The sequence below is a fragment of the Streptomyces lucensis JCM 4490 genome (assembly GCF_014650035.1).
GTDB lineage: Bacteria > Actinomycetota > Actinomycetes > Streptomycetales > Streptomycetaceae > Streptomyces > Streptomyces lucensis.
The window spans coordinates 151,729-167,043 of sequence record NZ_BMUE01000006.1 but is presented as its reverse complement, the minus strand read 5'-3'; the positions used below and the strand labels follow the sequence as shown (position 1 = coordinate 167,043).

At 72.6% G+C, this 15,315-nt stretch carries 14 protein-coding genes and 1 tRNA gene; 4 read left to right on the top strand and 11 right to left on the bottom strand.

The features are described 5' to 3' along the window. The first annotated feature begins 96 nt into the window (after positions 1 to 96). Together IE177_RS15990 and IE177_RS15985 are read left to right on the top strand one after the other, a co-directional pair. Positions 97 to 339 carry an SGM_3592 family protein gene (locus tag IE177_RS15990; RefSeq protein WP_190015999.1) on the top strand — a complete coding sequence of 81 codons (243 nt, stop codon included), beginning with the start codon at positions 97 to 99 and terminating at the stop codon, positions 337 to 339. 262 nt (positions 340 to 601) lie between these two features. Continuing rightward, positions 602 to 686: transfer RNA gene (locus tag IE177_RS15985), tRNA-Ser, on the top strand. A gap of 273 nt (positions 687 to 959) precedes the next feature. On the opposite strand, the gene IE177_RS15980 is transcribed toward IE177_RS15985, so the two are convergent. The 9 genes from IE177_RS15980 to IE177_RS15940 form a co-directional block, all read right to left on the bottom strand. Continuing rightward, complete coding sequence (locus IE177_RS15980) at positions 960 to 1,757, bottom strand: HAD family hydrolase (RefSeq protein WP_190015998.1); 798 nt, start codon at positions 1,755 to 1,757, stop codon at positions 960 to 962. Then, positions 1,754 to 3,031, bottom strand: coding sequence for a serine--tRNA ligase (serS, locus tag IE177_RS15975; protein ID WP_190015997.1), 1,278 nt, complete (start codon positions 3,029 to 3,031; stop codon positions 1,754 to 1,756). Before serS ends, IE177_RS15980 begins: the two co-directional genes overlap by 4 nt. A gap of 540 nt (positions 3,032 to 3,571) precedes the next feature. Continuing rightward, positions 3,572 to 4,504, bottom strand: coding sequence for a prephenate dehydratase (gene pheA, locus IE177_RS15970; RefSeq protein ID WP_190015996.1), 933 nt, complete (start codon positions 4,502 to 4,504; stop codon positions 3,572 to 3,574). A gap of 98 nt (positions 4,505 to 4,602) precedes the next feature. Further along, a complete protein-coding gene (gene efeB, locus IE177_RS15965; protein WP_190015995.1) occupies positions 4,603 to 5,886 on the bottom strand; it encodes an iron uptake transporter deferrochelatase/peroxidase subunit in 1,284 nt (427 codons plus the stop codon). 8 nt (positions 5,887 to 5,894) lie between these two features. Then, positions 5,895 to 7,937 (bottom strand): copper resistance CopC/CopD family protein, encoded by a 2,043-nt coding sequence (locus tag IE177_RS15960; protein ID WP_190015994.1) that lies wholly within the window; start codon positions 7,935 to 7,937, stop codon positions 5,895 to 5,897. A gap of 13 nt (positions 7,938 to 7,950) precedes the next feature. Then, positions 7,951 to 8,436, bottom strand: a complete 486-nt coding sequence (locus IE177_RS15955; RefSeq protein ID WP_190015993.1) for a copper chaperone PCu(A)C — start codon at positions 8,434 to 8,436, stop codon at positions 7,951 to 7,953. After that, positions 8,433 to 9,086, bottom strand: a complete 654-nt coding sequence (locus IE177_RS15950; RefSeq protein ID WP_190015992.1) for an SCO family protein — start codon at positions 9,084 to 9,086, stop codon at positions 8,433 to 8,435. The genes IE177_RS15955 and IE177_RS15950 overlap by 4 nt, the downstream gene beginning before the upstream one ends. A gap of 89 nt (positions 9,087 to 9,175) precedes the next feature. Continuing rightward, entirely contained in the window at positions 9,176 to 9,943 is a 768-nt protein-coding gene (locus IE177_RS15945; protein ID WP_190015991.1) for a YcnI family copper-binding membrane protein, read from the bottom strand. A gap of 164 nt (positions 9,944 to 10,107) precedes the next feature. Next, the gene (locus IE177_RS15940; protein ID WP_190015990.1) at positions 10,108 to 10,950 is read right to left on the bottom strand and encodes a hypothetical protein; all 843 of its coding nucleotides are present in this window, start codon (positions 10,948 to 10,950) and stop codon (positions 10,108 to 10,110) included. Positions 10,951 to 11,136: 186 nt separating this feature from the next. Here IE177_RS15940 and IE177_RS15935 point away from each other — a divergent pair, with 186 nt between their 5' ends. Further along, a complete protein-coding gene (locus IE177_RS15935; protein ID WP_190015989.1) occupies positions 11,137 to 11,583 on the top strand; it encodes an ATP-binding protein in 447 nt (148 codons plus the stop codon). 46 nt (positions 11,584 to 11,629) lie between these two features. Further along, positions 11,630 to 12,193 (top strand): GNAT family N-acetyltransferase, encoded by a 564-nt coding sequence (locus IE177_RS15930; RefSeq protein ID WP_190015988.1) that lies wholly within the window; start codon positions 11,630 to 11,632, stop codon positions 12,191 to 12,193. 97 nt (positions 12,194 to 12,290) lie between these two features. On the opposite strand, the gene pdxR is transcribed toward IE177_RS15930, so the two are convergent. Together pdxR and IE177_RS15920 are read right to left on the bottom strand one after the other, a co-directional pair. Continuing rightward, positions 12,291 to 13,661 carry a MocR-like pyridoxine biosynthesis transcription factor PdxR gene (gene pdxR / locus IE177_RS15925; protein ID WP_190015987.1) on the bottom strand — a complete coding sequence of 457 codons (1,371 nt, stop codon included), beginning with the start codon at positions 13,659 to 13,661 and terminating at the stop codon, positions 12,291 to 12,293. 95 nt (positions 13,662 to 13,756) lie between these two features. Next, positions 13,757 to 15,241 carry an aminopeptidase P family protein gene (locus IE177_RS15920; RefSeq protein WP_190015986.1) on the bottom strand — a complete coding sequence of 495 codons (1,485 nt, stop codon included), beginning with the start codon at positions 15,239 to 15,241 and terminating at the stop codon, positions 13,757 to 13,759. Positions 15,242 to 15,315: the final 74 nt, after the last annotated feature.

Sequence of the window (15,315 nt, the reverse complement as noted above, 5' to 3'; positions counted from 1 at the left end):
CGGGGCGACGAGGAGGAGGGCGCGGGCGGCTTTGACGGGGACTTCACCCCGCCCGGAGCAGACTGGGCGAACAGGAGTACGGCTAGGAGGCCGCAGATGGGTGAGGAGATACCGCAGCACGAAGGACGGGACCGGTCCGACGGTGACGGCTGGGACGACATCGTCCTGGACGAGGCGTTCGTACGGGCCGCCGGAACCTCCGAACCGTCCGCCCGGGCCCGGATGCTCGCCGCCCGCTGGCGCGCCGAGGAGCCGCAGCCGCGGCCGTGGCGCTCCGATGAGCCGCCGGCCGGCTGGTTCTTCGGCAAGGCCCGTCGCCGCCGGTGGCGGCGCCGGTAGGACGGCGCCCGGCCCCGGTTAATTCAGTGGCGCCCGACTCCCGGGCGGAGCAAAGTGGTCGTGCCCCACCCGCCGGGACGAACCCGGCGCGACGGACTGGGAGAGGAGCCGGGCGATGTCCATGCACGACAGTACGCCCAGCTCCCGACAGGGCGGTCAGAGGCGGGCTCCGGAGTGATCGCCACTCCTCCGTGAAGCTCGGGGACTGCCCGGGGCGGCCGCTTCGAGCACGCGATGTCGCTCTCGCGTGGGCCGCCCACCCGGAGGATTGGCCGAGTGGTAAGGCACCGGCTTGCTAAGCCGTGGTCGGGGGCGACCCCGCGCACGTTCGATCCGTGCATCCTCCGCGAGACGTTGTCACTGTGACTCGGCGGTCGTGTGGCCCGGTGGTCCTGTGACTCGGTGGTCCTGTGGCCCGGTGGTCCTGTGACCCGGCGTCACCCTGACTCCGGCGCCCGGTGACCCGGCGGTCCTGTGACTCGGCGTTGCCCTGTCTCGTACGTCTCCGGCGCCCGGTGACCTGGCGGTCCTGTGACTCGGCGGCGCCCTGATTCCGGCGTCTCCGACGCCCCTGGACCGGTGGCCTTGTGGTGCCGCGTGATCGCACGGCGGCCGGGGTCTCAGCCCAGCAGTCTTTCCAGCACCGCCGCGATGCCGTCCTCCTCGTTGGAGAGCGTCACCTCGTCCGCCACGGCCCGCAGTTCCTCGTGGGCGTTGGCCATGGCCACTCCCCGGGCTGCCCAGGCGAACATCGGGATGTCGTTGGGCATGTCCCCGAAGGCGATCGTGTCCGCGGCCTTCAGGCCGAGGCGGCGGGCGGCCAGGGACAGGCCCGTGGCCTTGGACAGGCCGAGCGGCAGCAGCTCCACGATGCCGGCGCCCGCCATGGCCACCGTGACGAGACCGCCGGCCACGCGTCGGGCCGTGTCCGCCAGCTCGTCGTCGCCGAGCGTCGGATGCTGTATGTAGACCTTGTTCAGCGGGGCGGTCCACAGGTCGGACGCGTCCGTGAACGGGACTGCGGGCAGCGTGCCCGTGACCGCGTACCCCGGGCCCACGAGGACTTCGCCGTCGAGGCCGTCGCGGCTGGCCGCCAGGTACAGCGGGCCCACCTCGGCCTCGATCTTGGCCAGGGCCACCCCCGCCAGCTGCCGGTCCAGGGTGACCGAGGTCAGCAGGCGGTGCTCCCCGGCGTGGTAGACCTGCGCACCCTGGCCGCAGACGGCGAGGCCGTCGTAGCCGAGGTCGTCCAGGACGTGCCGGGTCCAGGGGACCGCCCGGCCGGTGACGACGATGTGCGCCGCGCCCGCCGCGGTGGCCGCGGCGAGCGCGTCACGGGTGCGCTGCGAGATCGACTCGTCGGAGCGCAGGAGCGTTCCGTCGAGGTCCGTGGCGATGAGCCCGTACGGGAAGCTCACTTGGCCACCGGCTCCAGGACCTCCCGGCCGCCCAGGTACGGGCGCAGCACCTCGGGGACGCGGACCGAGCCGTCGGCCTGCTGGTGGTTCTCCAGGATCGCCACGATCGTGCGCGGAACGGCGCACAGCGTGCCGTTGAGCGTCGCCAGGGGCCGTACGGTCTTGCCCTCGCGGACCCGGATCGACAGCCGGCGGGACTGGAACTCGGTGCAGTCCGAGGTCGAGGTCAGCTCCCGGTACTTGCCCTGGGTCGGGACCCACGCCTCGCAGTCGAACTTGCGGGCGGCGGAGGCGCCGAGGTCACCGGTGGCGACGTCGATCACGCGGAACGGCAGCTCCAGCGAGGTCAGCCACTGCTTCTCCCACTCCAGCAGGCGCTGGTGCTCGGCCTGGGAGTCCTCGGGGGCGACGTACGAGAACATCTCGACCTTGTCGAACTGGTGCACGCGGAAGATGCCCCGCGTGTCCTTGCCGTGCGAGCCGGCCTCGCGGCGGAAGCAGGGCGAGAAGCCCGCGTACCGCAGCGGCAGCCGGTCGGCGTCGATGATCTCGTCCATGTGGTAGGCCGCCAGCGGTACCTCGGAGGTGCCGACCAGGTACAGGTCGTCCCTGTCGAGGTGGTAGACGTCCTGGGCCGCCTGGCCGAGGAAGCCGGTGCCCGCCATGGACTGCGGGCGCACCAGCGCCGGGGTCAGCATGGGGGTGAAGCCGGCCGCGGTGGCCTGTGCGATCGCCGCGTTGACCAGGGCCAGCTCCAGCAGGGCGCCGACGCCGGTGAGGAAGTAGAAGCGGGAGCCGGAGACCTTCGCGCCGCGCTCGACGTCGATCGCGCCGAGCAGCTGGCCCAGCTCCAGGTGGTCCCTGGGCTCGAAGCCCTCGGCGGCGAAGTCGCGGATCGTGCCGTGCGTCTCCAGCGTGGCGAAGTCCTCCTCGCCGCCGACCGGCACGCCGGGGTGGACCAGGTTGCCGAGGCGGAGCAGCAGCTGCTGGGTCTCGGCGTCGGCCGCGTCGCGCTCGGCGTCGGCGGCCTTGACGTCGGCCTTCAGCTGCTCGGCACGTCCCAGCAGCTCGGCCTTCTCGTCGGCCGTGGCCTTGGGGATCAGCTTGCCGAGCTGCTTCTGCTCGGCCCGCAGTTCGTCGAAGCGGACGCCGGAGGACCTGCGCCGCTCGTCGGCAGACAGGAGGGAGTCGACGAGCGCGACGTCCTCTCCACGGGCGCGCTGGGACGCGCGCACACGGTCGGGGTCCTCACGGAGCAGGCGAAGGTCAATCACGGGGCCAAGGCTACCGGTGCGCGGTTGCCGCTCACGAATCACTATTCCGGGGAGTTCTGATTCGCGGCTTACGTTCCGTTGTGCGGTAATTGCCGAATGTGTCAGGGCGTGTCAAGGAAAAGTGTCTCACTCCCTGGGACGAGTTGCGCCCCCGGCTTCCGGTTGACCGGACTTCCTTGTGCGGACCGGGACTTGGGCGCTCGGTTGTCCACAGCGGGAGCGGCCTGCCGGAGAGTTATCCACAGGCTGTGTGGAAGGTCTGTGGATTTCGGAATTGATCACTCCGGAAGCGTCGGACCGGCTGGAGAATTCCCCGGTCAAACCCCATCGATACCCACGATCGGGTGGGAAACGGTCGCCCCAAAAGATGAACCGCAGGAAACGGGTGGACGAAGGGTGACCCAGGCGACAGTGACCGCATCTGTGGGCCGTAGGGCGATTTGTCGACTGGATGCCCCTTGGGTGTCGACTTGTCCCCAGGTCGAGAAGAGTACCTGTGGATAACGCCTGTGGATAACGATGATATGCGGGTACGACCGGCTAGAACCGGCCGTCCTGGCAGCGCGCCACCCAGTCGGCCGCAGCCATGAACTCCCCGTCCGAGGTACCCGGCAGCGTCGGCGGCGCAGTGTCCGGCGTGATGTCGGCACGCGGATAGGACCCGAGGAAGCGCACCTGGAGGCAGATCCGCTTCAGACCCATCAGTGTCTCCGCCATCCGACGGTCGGAGATGTGACCCTCGGCGTCGATGCAGAAGCAGTAGTTGCCGATCCCGGCACCTGTCGGCCTCGACTGCAGCAGCATGAGGTTGATGCCGCGCGAGGCGAACTCGCCCAGCAGGTCGCGCAGGGCGCCGGGGTGGTCGTCGCGCTGCCACAGCACCACCGAGGTCTTGTCGGCTCCGGTCGGCGCGGCGGGCCGGGCCGGGCGGCCGACCAGCACGAACCGCGTCTGCGCGTTCTCCGCGTCGTGGATCCCGGTCTCCAGGGCCCGCAGACCGTACCGGGCGGCGGCGAACTCGCCCGCGAAGGCCGCGTCGTAGCGGCCCTCCTGGACCAGGCGGGCGGCGTCCGCGTTGGAGGCGGCCGACTCCCAGACCGCGTCCGGGAGGTGCGTGCGCAGCCAGTTGCGCACCTGCGGCTGGGCCGCCGGGTGGGCGGAGACCGTCTTGATGTCCGCGAGCGTCGTACCCGGCCTGACCAGCAGCGCGAAGGTGATCGACAGCAGCACCTCGCGGTAGATCGTCAGCGGTTCGCCGGCGACCAGCTCGTCGAGGGTGGTGGTGATGCCGCCCTCGACGGAGTTCTCGATCGGCACGAACGCCGCCTCGGCCTCGCCGGCCCGCACCGCGTCCAGCGCGGACTGCACCGACACATACGGGACCAGCTCCCGGGTGGCCGCCTCCGGGAGCGTCCGCAGGGCGACCTCGGTGAACGTGCCCTCGGGGCCCAGATACGCATAGCTCGCTGGCATGCCCTCACCCTAATGGCCGCCCGCCGACCCGGCGCGGCTGTCTCACGACGACCACTCTTCCGGGTGGTTTGAACCCTTGGCGCCCGCAGAAGGGCGAATCAGCCCTCCAGCAGCCGCTGTCCCACGTACTCGCCCTTCGCCGCCCCACCCGGCACGGCGAACAGACCGCTCGCCTCGTGCCGGATGTACCGCGAGAGCGCGTCGCCCCGGTCGAGCTTGCGCTGCACCGGCACGAAGCCGCGCAGCGGGTCCGCCTGCCAGCAGACGAAGAGCAGACCGGCGTCGGGCGTGCCGTCCGCGTCGATGCCGTCGTGGTAGGAGAACGGGCGCCGCAGCATGGCCGCGCCACCGTTCCGGTCGGGCCGGGTGATCCGGGCGTGCGCGTTGACGGGTACGACGTACTCGCCCTTGGCGTCGGTCTTCTCCAGATCCATCTCGGTCGTCTCGTCGCCCCCGGACAACGGCGCCCCGTCGGCCTTGCGGCGCCCGATGACCTGTTCCTGGGCGGAGCGGGACAGCTTCTCCCAGTCGTCCAGCAGCATGCGGATACGGCGCACGACGGCGTAGGAGCCGTTCGCCATCCAAGCGGGTTCGCCCGAGGCGGGCACGAAGATCCGCCGGTCGAAGTCGGCGTCGGCCGGCCTTGGATTGCGGGTGCCGTCGATCTGGCCCATGAGGTTCCGCGCCGTCATCGGGTGCGCGGTGGCTCCCGGCGTGCGGTTGAAGCCGTTCATCTGCCAGCGCACCCGCGCGGCCGAGCCGGCCTCGCGCTGGATGGCGCGCAGCGCGTGGAAGGCGACCAGGGCGTCGTTCGCGCCGATCTGCACCCACAGATCGCCGTCGCTGCGCGTCTTGTCCAGGTGGTCGGAGGAGAAGTCGGGGAGCGGATCGAGGGCGGCCGGCCGCTGTGCCCGCAGACCGGTCCTGTCGAAGAAGCTGCGCCCGAAGCCGAAGGTGACCGTCAGGGAGGAAGGACCCGCGTCCCGCGCCACGTCGGTGTCGTGGTGCGGGGCGGCCTCGCCCGCCATCAGCCGCTCCGCCGTCGTGGACCAGCGGCGCAGCAGGGCTGCCGCCTCTCTGCGGCCCGCGCCCGCCACCAGGTCGAAGGCGACGAGATGACCGCGGGCCTGAAGCCCCTCGGTGATGCCGGGCTGGTGTTTCCCGTGAAACATCGCCCGGGTGGAGCCCACCGAGGTCAGCGCGGTGGCCTGCGCGGGCGCGGCGGCATAGCCCACGGCTCCGCCGCCCGCGCCGAGCACGAGACCGGTGGCGCCCGCGGTGCCCAGCAGCGCGCGGCGGGAGACGCCCCGCTCGCTGCCGGGTGCGGACTCCCGCACCGCGGGCTCGGGGGCGCGGGCCTGGGGGACGGACTGGTCGGGCATGGTGTGGTTCAGCCGATCTGCGCGTTCTTGGAGACGGTCGCCTGGTCGATGTCGGAGGTGCGCACGGTGACGGCCACCTTCCAGTCGCCGGCCATGGGAATCTGCACTCCGCTCGCCGACCAGTGGCCGGTGGCGATGTGGTCGGGGGTCACGGGAAGCGGGCCGATCTTCTTCGCTTCGAGGGTGAGGGAGACCTTTACCTCCGGGACGTCGAAGGCCCGGCCGTTGGACCGCTGGACGTACACGTGCATCTCGTTGCCGCCCACCCGGGCGGGGTCCAGGTCGATGCTGACGACGCCCTTGCCGTCGGTGCCGCCGGTGTCGAAGGGCATGGTCAGGGTCAGCGCGCCGGAAGCGGCGGAGGACGAGGACGACGAGCTGGAGGACGCGGACGTCGCTGCCTTGGCGTCCTGCTCCGTGCGGCCCGGTTCGGTCTGTGTCAGCGCGGTGGTGACGGCGAGCAGGACGACCGCGACGCCGGCCTCGGCCAGCACCGAGCGGCGCAGCCCGAACCGGTCCGGGTCGGAGTCCCGCAGCCGCTTCTGCCGGGCGGCGTCGATCGCGGCCCGCTGCCGGGCGAGCTGGGCGGCCCGTCGGGAGTCACCCGGGCCCGCGGCACCCTTGCCGCCGTCACCGGGACCGTCCGCATCGGCCTTCCCGTCCAGGGACGGCTCGGGGGAGGTCCGGGCCGCCTTCCCGGCCGCGGCCGGGACGACCCGCTCCTTCTCGGCCCGCTCCTTCTCGATCCGCTCCTTCTCGGCGTGCTCCTCCTCGACCTGCTTCTTCCCAGCCCGTCCGGCCGGGGCCGTCGCGGCCGTGCCGGCCGCCAGCTGTCCGGTCCACCGCCGCGACACCGCCGCGATACCGACCAGCACCGCCACCAGGGCGATCTTGACCAGCAGGAGCTGTCCGTACCGTGTCTCGGTGAACGCCGACCAGGAGCCGAGCTGCCGCCAGGACTGGTAGACGCCGGTCGTGACGAGTGCCAGGACGGCCCCGAAGGCCAGCCGGGAGAAGCGGTGCACGGCGGCCGCCTCCACCGGGGTCTCGGCGGGAGCCCGGTAGAGGGCGGTGAGCAGGGCGGCGAGACCACCGAGCCACGCGGCGACGGCGAGCAGGTGGACGACGTCGACCGGCATGGCGATGCCCGGCTGCAGTCCGGTCGAGGCGTGCTCGGCCATGGCCCAGCTGGTCGCGAGCCCGGCGGCGACGACCACCCCGCCGACGGCCAGCCCGAAGGTCAGGTCACGCTTCTCCTCACCGTCCTCGCGCCGGGTCCAGGCGCCGAAGAGGACGGCCACGAACAGCGCGGCGGCGGCGAGCAGCAGCAGCCGGGAGACCAGCGCGGCACCGGTCTTGGTCTGCAGCACCTGGCCGAGCAGGTCGAGGTCGAAGATGTCGGCGGCCTTGCCCGAGGTGGTGTAGGAGCCGCGCAGGAGCAGCAGCCACAGGGTGGCCGCGGTGAGCGCCAGCCAGCCGCCGACGACCAGCCGCTGCAGGGCCCGTACCCCCGCGCCGCGCTGCCAGCAGGCGAGCACGAAGGCCGCGCCGCCCGCGAGCACGATGAAGCCGGCGTAGGAGACGTACCGCCCGAAGGCGTACAGCGCCCCGACGGCTCCGCCGCCCGCGGCCGGTCCGGCGCCGGAGACGACGGTCTGCGAGGGCGCCCCGATGGAGAAGGTGTAGGCGCCGGAGACGGGGTGGCTGTCGGCCGAGACGACCTGGTAGGTGACCGTGTAGGTGCCCTTGGCCAGGCCGCTCTTCAGCCGTACCGCGTACGTCGTCCCGCTCACGTTGGTGGCCCCGCCCGTCTGGACGGCCTTGCCCTTGGGGTCGAGGACCCGCAGGGAGTCGTCGTTCGTCGCCACCTTCTCGGAGAAGGTGAGCGACACCTGCGTGGGTGCCTTCTTGACCACCACCCCCTGTGCGGGGTCGCTGCCGGTCAGCGCTGCGTGGGCGGACGCCGGTGCGGCACCGGACAGCAGCGTGCCGGTGACGGCGAGGAACAGCAGCACCAGGATCCGCAGGCGGGGGGCGATGGTCCGCGTCACAGTGGTCCCTCCCTCAGTGGCCGGTCGACGGGTTGTACGTGGCGGACTTCACCGGCATCTCGACGGTGAGGGGCCCGGATTCGGTGAAGGTGAGCTTCACGGTGACCGTCTGGCCCTGCTTCGGCCGGTGCTTCAGCTTCTCGAACATCAGGTGGTTGCCGCCGCTGCGGAACTCCAGCCGGCCGTGGGCGGGTATGGCGAAGGAGGACTTCTCCGCCATGGCGCCGCCCGCCGTGCTGTGCATGGTGACCTGGCCGAGGTCGCTGGTGACCGAGGTCAGCTCGTCCCCGGCAGCGCCCTTGTTGGTGATCGTCAGGAAGCCGGCGGCCATGTCGGCGGAGACCGGCTCGGGCATGTACGGGGAGCCGACGGACAGGTCGGCCTTCCCGGCACCGGAACCGGCACCGGAACCCGAGCCGGAATCGGAGTCCGTTCCGGAGCAGCCCGCGAGCGCGAGGGCGCCGGCCAGAACGGCCGGGGCCAGGAGGGAACGCCTCACGGCTTCGCCCCCTCGGCCAGCTTGGGCAGGTCCTTGGTGTAGTCGTCGACCGAGGCGGACTCGCCGTAGAGGACGTACCCGGCGTCGGTCTTCGGGGAGAACGCGATGACCTGCGTGCCGTGCACCGAGACGAGCTTGCCGTTCTTGTCCTTCGCCGTCGGCTCGACGGAGATGCCCACCGAGCGGGCGCCGGCCTTGATGGTGGCGAAGTCGCCGGTCAGGCCGATGAACCGCGAGTCGATGCCCTTGAGCCACTTGCCCAGCTCGGCCGGGGTGTCACGGCCGGGGTCGGTGGTGACGAACACGACCCTGAGGTCGTCCTGCTCGGCCTTGGGCAGCGACTTCTTGGCGACGGCGATGTTGCTCATCGTCGTGGGGCAGATGTCGGGGCAGTGCGTGTAGCCGAAGTAGAGCAGGGTCGGGTGTCCCTCGGTCTCCTTGCGGAGGTCGTACTTCGCGCCGTGCGTGTCGGTGAGGACCAGGTCCGGCTTCTCGAACGGCTGGTCCAGCACGGTGGCCGCCTTGTCCGGGCCGGACTCCTCCGAGACCACGGAGACCGGCGCCCCGCTGTCGGTCCCGCCGCCGCAGGCGGACAGGGTCAGGGTGGCGGCGGCGAGCAGCGCGGCCGCGGCGAACGTCTTCTTGCGCATAGAGAAATGTCCCAGTTGTGATGACTCCGGCGCGCACCGGGCTCGTACGACAGCGTCGCACGGCCCCGGTGCGCGGACGGAACGTGGACTCAGGCGGCGGTCCGGCGGCGACCGGCGAGGACGCCGTAGGCCACGCCCGCGGCGCCGACGACGATGCCGACGACGCCGAGCACGCGGGCGGTGGTGTCGCTGCCGCCGCCGGAGCCGGAGTCGGTGGCGGCAGCGGTCTTCGCGGTCTTGCCGGCGCTCTCGCCGGAGGCGTCCTCGGCGCCCGCCGCGCCGTGGTGGTCATCGGTCGCGGCGGACAGCTGGAGCACGGGAGCCGGGTTCTCCGGCTCGTCCTGGCCCTTCTGCGGCACCTCGATCCAGCGCACGACCTCCTTGTTGGAGTACGTCTGGATCGCCTTGAACGCGAGCTGGTCGGTGTCCTCGGGAAGGGCGCCGACGGAGAGCGGGAACTTCTCGAAGAAGCCCGGCTCGATGCCCTTGCCGTCGGCGGTCCAGGTGACCTTGGTGACGGCCTCGTCGATCTTCTCGCCGTGCATCGTGAGCGGCTTGTCGAGCTTGGACTTGGTGACCTTCGCGGTCCAGCCCGGGACCGGCTCGGGCATGACCGAGGCCAGCGGGTGGTCGGCCGGGAAGGTCACCTCGAGCTTGGTGGTCGAGGCGTCGTCGCGCTCGTTGGGGACCTTGAAGTCGACGACCGCCCAGCCGCCCTTGGCCGCGGTGCCCTCGGGCTGCACGGAGACGTGCGCGAAGGCGGGGGCCGACAGGGTCAGGACGGCCGTGCCGGCGACGGCGGCGGCGGCGACGGCACGGGAGGCGGTGCGGCGGGAGACGACGCGGGAAACCTGCATGGAAGAGCACTCCACTCTGGGTGAGGACCGGTGAGGGTCACGGTGTGGTGGGAGGTACGCGTGCGCGTGGCCGTGCCACTCGTCGGGTTCGGCGTGCGCACACGCGCGTGCCGCGCGACGGCGGCCGCTCTCCCACCGGCGGTGTGGAGTGGTCTGCGGTCGCGTCAGGCGGCGAGGCGGAAGGCCGCGGCCGGCGGGCCGCGCCGGATCACCGTGTGCTGGAGTGCGGTGGTGTGGGGGGCCGGTACCGCCTCCGGGGCGGTACGACGGCCGTGCGGGACGGGCCCGGTGGCGGGCAGCAGCCCGGCGCACAGGGCGTGCGCCAGCGCGAGTGCCCCGCGCAGGGACCGCATGAGCGCGCCCTCGGCGACCCCGTGCGCCGACAGTTCGATCAGCCGCAGCACGGCCAGGTCACCCCGGCGCAGCAGCCAGCCCGTGGCGACGGCGGCGAGGACGTGGCCGAGCAGCATCGGCAGCGAGGGCAGCAGCGACGCCGGTGCCGCGGAGCCGGTGACGCCGGCCATGTGGTGCATGTGCGGCATCGCGCCGACCGCCCGGCCCGAGGGGTCGATGAGGTGCGCGTCGAGCAGCAGACGGTAGGCGTGCCCGGGGGTGAGCACCGACGGGCCGGAGCCGCACACGAGGCGGGTCGCGCGCTCGACGAGCGCGGCGTCGCTCAGCGGCCCGTTCGCCGCCCCCGTCGGCATGCCGGCGGAGGCCATGGCGGCCCCGTGCCGGCCCAGCCCGAACAGCGTGTGCAGCACGGTCTGGCCGAGCGCGAGGAGCACGGCGATGCCCGGCAGCGAGCGGGTCCGCCCGGCGAGCGGTGCCACGAGCAGCAGGGAGCCGAGGAAGCCGGCGCCGAGCGTCCACAACGGCACGCTCGCGCAGGAGGCCAGCGAGTGCCCGACCGCGGCCAGCACGACACAGACCGCGGCGAAAGCCGCGGCCCGCAGGATCCGGAGCCCGGCTCCGGGGCGCGCCGTGCGCGGGTGGGGGGCAGACATGGCGGGCTCATCATCGCACTGCCCCGGCCGGCGGCGTGCGGCAGGTCGCCGGACGCGTCCCTCATGTCCGGGTTCCTCCCGCGGCACGGCGACCGGATGGGCGGAGTCACGTCCGCCGAGTGCTTATGGCCGCCTATGGGCGGCAATACGTAACGGTATGTCGAGCCGCGGCCGGGAGGCTGGAGCATGAGCATCTGGTGGTCACTCCATCTGCGCCGCGAGCCCTCGAGCGTCCCTCTGGCCAGGCGCCTGCTGATGGGGACCATGGAGACGGCGGGAGTCGACCCGGAGGTCTCCTACGACCTGTCCGTCGCGCTGAGCGAGGCCTGCGCCAACGCCGTGGAGCACGGAGGGGACGAGGTGCCGGGTGACGCCTCGGAGGCGTACCGGGTGACCGCGTACCTCGACGGCGAGAAGTGCCGGATCGAGGTGGCCGACTCCGGACCCGGACCGGCCCGCGCCCAGGAGGTCAGGCCCGCTCGCCCCGACGCCGAGCACGGCCGCGGGCTCTGTCTCATCCGGGAACTGGCCGACCACGTCCACGTCGGCGCCATGCCCGGTCTGCGCGGGACGGTGGTCAGCTTCGACAAGATGCTCAGGTGGCGCGAGGACGCGTCGCCCCTGGCCGTCTGAGGCCGTCCGCCGGGCAGGAGTCCCGGCGACCGCCTAGGGTGCGCGCATGCCCATCGACACCGAGGAGATAGCGGCCGGCGTGACCCTGCGGCCGCTCGCGCGCGAGGACGTGGACGCACTGTGCGCCGCCTATGTGGCGAACCGCGGGCACCTGGAACCCTGGGAACCGGTCAGGCCCGAGTCCTTCTTCACGGCGGCGGGACAGTCCGAGCGCGTGCACGGGCTGCTGCGGCAGTACGCCGAGGGCGCCGCGGTGCCCATGGTCCTCGCCGCGGCGGACGGCCGGATCGTCGGGACCAGCACCCTGACCGGGATCACCCGGGGCCCGTTCTGCAGTTCCCATCTCGGCTACTGGATCGCCGCCGACCAGCAGAACCGCGGGCTGGCCAGTGCCGCCGTGGCACGGATGTGCCGGATCGCGCGGGACCACGTGGGACTGCACCGGATCGAGGCGTCCACGCTGCTCGGCAACACCGGTTCGCAGCGGGTGCTGGCCAAGTGCGGGTTCGAACCGATCGGCATGGCCCCGCACTACCTGCACATCAACGGCGCCTGGCGGGACTGCCGCCTCTTCCAGCGGATCCTGCACGACCGCGACCCCGCCCTCTGACGACCGCCGCGCCCCCGACCGGGGAACGGTGGCCGGGGCGCTCCCGGCAGGGGGGCGGCGGCCGGTGCGCCGCGGACGGGCCGGCGTCCGCGTGGCGTCACGAAGGCGCGTCCAGGACCTTCGCCAGCACCTCAAGCGCCTCCGGATACGCCCGTTCACGGGGCGTGCCGTAACCGACCACGAGCCCCTGCGGGCGTCCGGGGCCCGGGGTGTGCCAGTGGTCGCCGAGGGCGCCGAGCGCGAGACCTTCCGCCTCCGCGCGGGCCAGCGCCTCCGCCTCCTCGGGCACCTCGATCAGCGCGTGCAGCCCCGCCGCGATCCCGCGTACGCTCCGGTGCGGTCCCAGCCGGTCCAGGAGCTGGTCGCGGCGGCGCCGGTAGCGCAGCCGGCACGCGCGTACGTGCCGGTCGTAGGCGTGGCTGTCGATCAGGTCGGCGAGCGCCAGCTGGCCGATGGTCTCGGTGTGGTGGTCGCTGTGCAGCTTGGCGTCGGCGACCGCGTCGACCAGGTGCGGCGGCAGCACCATCCAGCCGAGCCGGAGCGCGGGTCCCAGGGTCTTGGACGCGGTGCCGAGGTAGACCACCTGACCGGGCGCCATGCCCTGGAGCGCGCCCACCGGCTGGCGGTCGTAGCGGAACTCGCCGTCGTAGTCGTCCTCGACGATCAGTCCGTCACGCGCACGTGCCCAGTCGGTGAGCGCGCGACGCCGCTCGGGGTGCAGGGTCACCCCGGTCGGGTACTGGTGGGCCGGGGTGACCACCACGGCCGCCGCGTCGCCGAGTTCCACGGGGCGCACCCCCTGCGCGTCGACGGCCACGGGCCGCACGGTCCCGCCGTTGCGCCGTACCACCTCGCGGTGGAAGGGCAGTCCCGGGTCCTCCATGGCGACGGCGGCGCCGTCGAGGACGCGTGTGAGGAGCGCGAGGCCCTGGACGTACCCGGAGATCACGACGATCCGGTCCGGAGGCGCGAGCACGCCGCGCGCCCGCCCCAGGTAGCCCGAGAGCGCGGTGCGCAGTTCGATCCGGCCGCGCGGATCGCCGTAGTCGTACGCCAGCGAGGGCGCCGTCGCTATGGCGCGGCGCAGTGCGCGCAGCCAGGCCGCCGCCGGGAAGGCGCCGACGTCCGGGCTGCCCGGGCGCAGGTCGAAACGCGGGGCCCGCGCGCGCACCCGTTCCTGCGGTTCCTCGGAGCCGACGGAGGGCAGGGAGGCGACCCGGGTGCCCGAGCCCTGGCGTGCCGTCAGGTATCCCTCGGCGACGAGCTGGTCGTAGGCCGCCTTCACGGTGCCGCGCGAGATGCCGAGTTCGGCCGCGAGCCGCCGGGTCGCGGGCAGCCTGGTGCCGGGTGCGAGCCGTCCGTCGCGCACGGCGTCCCTGAGGGCCCTCTCCAGCCCGGCGCGGCGGCCGTCCGCCGCGTCGGGCTCCAGATGCAGGTCCACGCCCACACCGGACCAGAAGTCGTCCACGAACACCGTTCCCCCAGGCAACGTGAAGGCCTCACACGTATACGGACACGCCGATGGCCGGGCACCTTCCCGGTGCCCGGCCATCAGTAGTCATATCAGCCCTTCAGGGACGCCATCCACGCCTCGACCTCGTCGGAGCGGCGCGGCAGGCCCGCCGAGAGGTTCCGGTTGCCGTCCTCGGTGACGAGGATGTCGTCCTCGATGCGGACGCCGATGCCCCGGTACTCCTCCGGGACCGTCAGGTCGTCGGCCTGGAAATACAGGCCCGGCTCGACGGTGAGCACCATGCCCGGCTCCAGCGTGCCGTCGACGTACGTCTCGGTCCGCGCGGCCGCGCAGTCGTGGACGTCCATGCCGAGCATGTGACCGGTGCCGTGCAGGGTCCAGCGGCGCTGCAGGCCCAGCTCGAGCACCCGCTCGACCGGGCCCTCGACCAGGCCCCACTCGACGAGCCGCTCGGCGAGCACGCGCTGGGCGGCGTCGTGGAAGTCGCGGTATCCGGCGCCCGGCTTCACGGCCGCGATGCCGGCCTCCTGGGCGTCGTACACGGCGTCGTAGATCTTCTTCTGGATCTCGCTGTAGGTGCCGTCGATCGGCAGCGTCCGCGTGACGTCGGCGGTGTACAGCGTGTGCGTCTCCACGCCCGCGTCGAGCAGGAGCAGGTCGCCGGAGCGGACCGGGCCGTCGTTGCGCACCCAGTGCAGCGTGCAGGCGTGCGGGCCGGCCGCGCAGATGGAGCCGTAGCCGATGTCGTTGCCCTCCACGCGCGCGCGGAGGAAGAACGTGCCCTCGATGTAGCGCTCGCTCGTCGCCTCGGCCTTGTCGAGGACCTTCACCACGTCCTCGAAGCCGCGGACGGTGGAGTCGACGGCCTTCTGCAGCTCGCCGATCTCGAACTCGTCCTTGATCAGCCGTGCCTCGGAGAGGAAGACGCGCAGCTCCTCGTCGCGCTCGCCGGTGACCTTGTCGGTCAGGGCGGCCTCGATGCCGGCGTCGTGGCCGCGCACGACCCGCACCGGGCCGGTGGCCTCGCGCAGCCTGTCGGGCAGCTCGCGCACGTCGGCGGCCGGGATGCCGTACAGCGCCTCGGACTCGGTGAGGGAGTGCCGGCGGCCGACCCACAGCTCGCCCTGGCCGGAGAGCCAGAACTCGCCGTTCTCGCGGTCGGAGCGGGGCAGCAGGTAGATCGTCGCCTCGTGGCCGTCGCCCTCGGGTTCCAGCACCAGGACGCCGTCCTCGGTCTGGTTGCCGGTGAGGTACGCGTACTCGACGGAGGCGCGGAAGGGGTACTCGGTGTCGTTCGAGCGGGTCTTGAGGTTGCCCGCCGGGATCACCAGGCGCTCGCCCGGGAAGCGGGCGGAGAGTGCGGCGCGGCGGCGCGCGGTGTGCCCGGCCTGCTCGATCGGCTTCAGGTCACGCAGCTCGGTGTCGGCCCAGCCGGACTTCATGTTCTCGGCCAGCTCGTCGGAGACGCCCGGGTAGAGGCCGTTCTTCCGCTGCTTGATGGGCTCGTCGGACTCGGTCTCGGGGCCCTCTGCGGTAGCAGAGTCGGGCACAGCCGGGTTGAGCTCGTCGGACACGTGATCCTCCTCGATACGCCATGTGATCTCCCCCGGGGCCCGCGACGCTCCTGCTTGTGGCCGAGCGGGGACCT